We start from the raw sequence: 1528 nt of genomic DNA on the forward strand, positions 1-1528 counted from the left end.
CCTGGACCACTGGGCGGGCGTACGTCCCGGGCGAGCACGCCCGCCCAGTGGTCCAGGGCCTCGGACAGCTCCTCGACCTGGTGCCCGGTCGCCCCCTTCTGCGGACCGAAGACCCGTGCCACCCCCTGCGGCCCGCACAGCACGTTGTACGGATTGCAGGCGACGAGCATCTCCGCCTCGGACAGCCGCGGGTCAAGACCCGAGGCGTCGATGCGCGAGAGACGACGCAGTGACCCTCCGCCCGGCGGGAGTTCAGATCCGTCGGCGTCGAGCAGCCGCGCTCCCAGCGCCTGGAGCGCACCCGCGCCGCCGTCGGACGTCCCCGAGTCCCCGCAGCCGACGAGGATGCGGTGCGCCCCGGCGTCCAGCGCGGCGCGGATGAGCTCGCCGACTCCGTACGTCGTCGTGGAGACCGGGTCGCGGCGGTCCGGCGGCACCAGGCCGAGACCCGCCACCGCGGCCATCTCCACCACCGCGGTGCGCGGCCCGTGGGCGGGTCCGCCGAGCAGGGCGAAGTGCGTGGCGACCGGCTCGCCGACGGGCCCCGTCGCCGTGCGGTGCACCAGCCGGCCTCCCGTGGCGGAGGCCAGCGCCTGAGCGGTGCCCTCGCCTCCGTCGACGAGCGGGATGAGATCGATCTCGGCGTCGGGGACCACACGCAGCAGGCCCTCCGCGATGGCCCGCGCCGCGTCCTGCGCGGACAGGGACTCCTTGAAACCGCTGGGCGCGACGGCGAACCGGTATGTAGCGGACATGACTGCTCCTGAGATGGCAGGCGGACGTGGCAGGTGGAGGAGTGGTGGGAAGAGCGGTCAGGGCGCGACGCCGAGCAGCGGCCAGACCCCGAGCGCGAAGAGCAGGACGACCGCCGCGCTCAGCGGCGCCAGCACGGAGGACAGGCGCAGCAGATCGCGCGGCGTGTACGTCGGGACGCCCGGGACATCGGCGAAGAGGGCCACAGGCTTGGCCGAGGCGGGCAGGGTGTGGCAGAACCCGGCGGCGGCGGTGGAGGCCAGAGCGGCGGCCACCGGGTTTGTCCCGAGCCCCGCTGCCGCCGCCACGACCAGCGGTACGAGCACGCTGGAGCGGGCGGACCGCGACTGCAGCACCAGATGCGCCGCGGTGCTGAGGACGACGACCACCGCCAGGAAGGCCCAGTTGGGCACACCGCCGCCGGTCGGCAGTCCGGAGACGAGCCACTTCGCGGCCCCCGACTGCGAGAGCGCGGCGCCCATCGCCATCGTCGCCGCCATGAACAGCAGCAGCGACCACGGCACGGTCGACAGGGCGTCCTTCAGCCGGACCGTACCCAGCGCCGGGGACGCGGCGACCACCGCGCCGATCAGCGCGACGAGGGCGGGCGGCACACCGTGCAGCGGCTCGCTGCACCACAGCACCACCACCGTGCCCAGGAGCATCGCGCACCGCGCCTCACCCGGCTCCAGCGGACCGGTCACCGGCCTGTCGCTGTGCTCCTGGATCTCCCCCACGCCGATGCGGACGGGCCCGCGCCGGTCCGCCCGCCGCG

2 protein-coding genes are annotated in these 1528 nt (G+C 74.9%); both read right to left on the reverse strand.

What is annotated here, in order from left to right:
• On the reverse strand, nucleotides 1–755 hold a 755-nt coding region (locus BFF76_RS30165), incomplete at its 3' end, for a glycerate kinase (protein WP_141695705.1).
• A 57-nt stretch (nucleotides 756–812) separates the two neighbouring features.
• On the reverse strand, nucleotides 813–1528 hold a 716-nt coding region (locus tag BFF76_RS30170; protein WP_208604897.1), incomplete at its 5' end, for an SLC13 family permease.

It is taken from the genome of Streptomyces mutomycini, from assembly GCF_001700505.1.
Taxonomy (GTDB): domain Bacteria; phylum Actinomycetota; class Actinomycetes; order Streptomycetales; family Streptomycetaceae; genus Streptomyces; species Streptomyces mutomycini.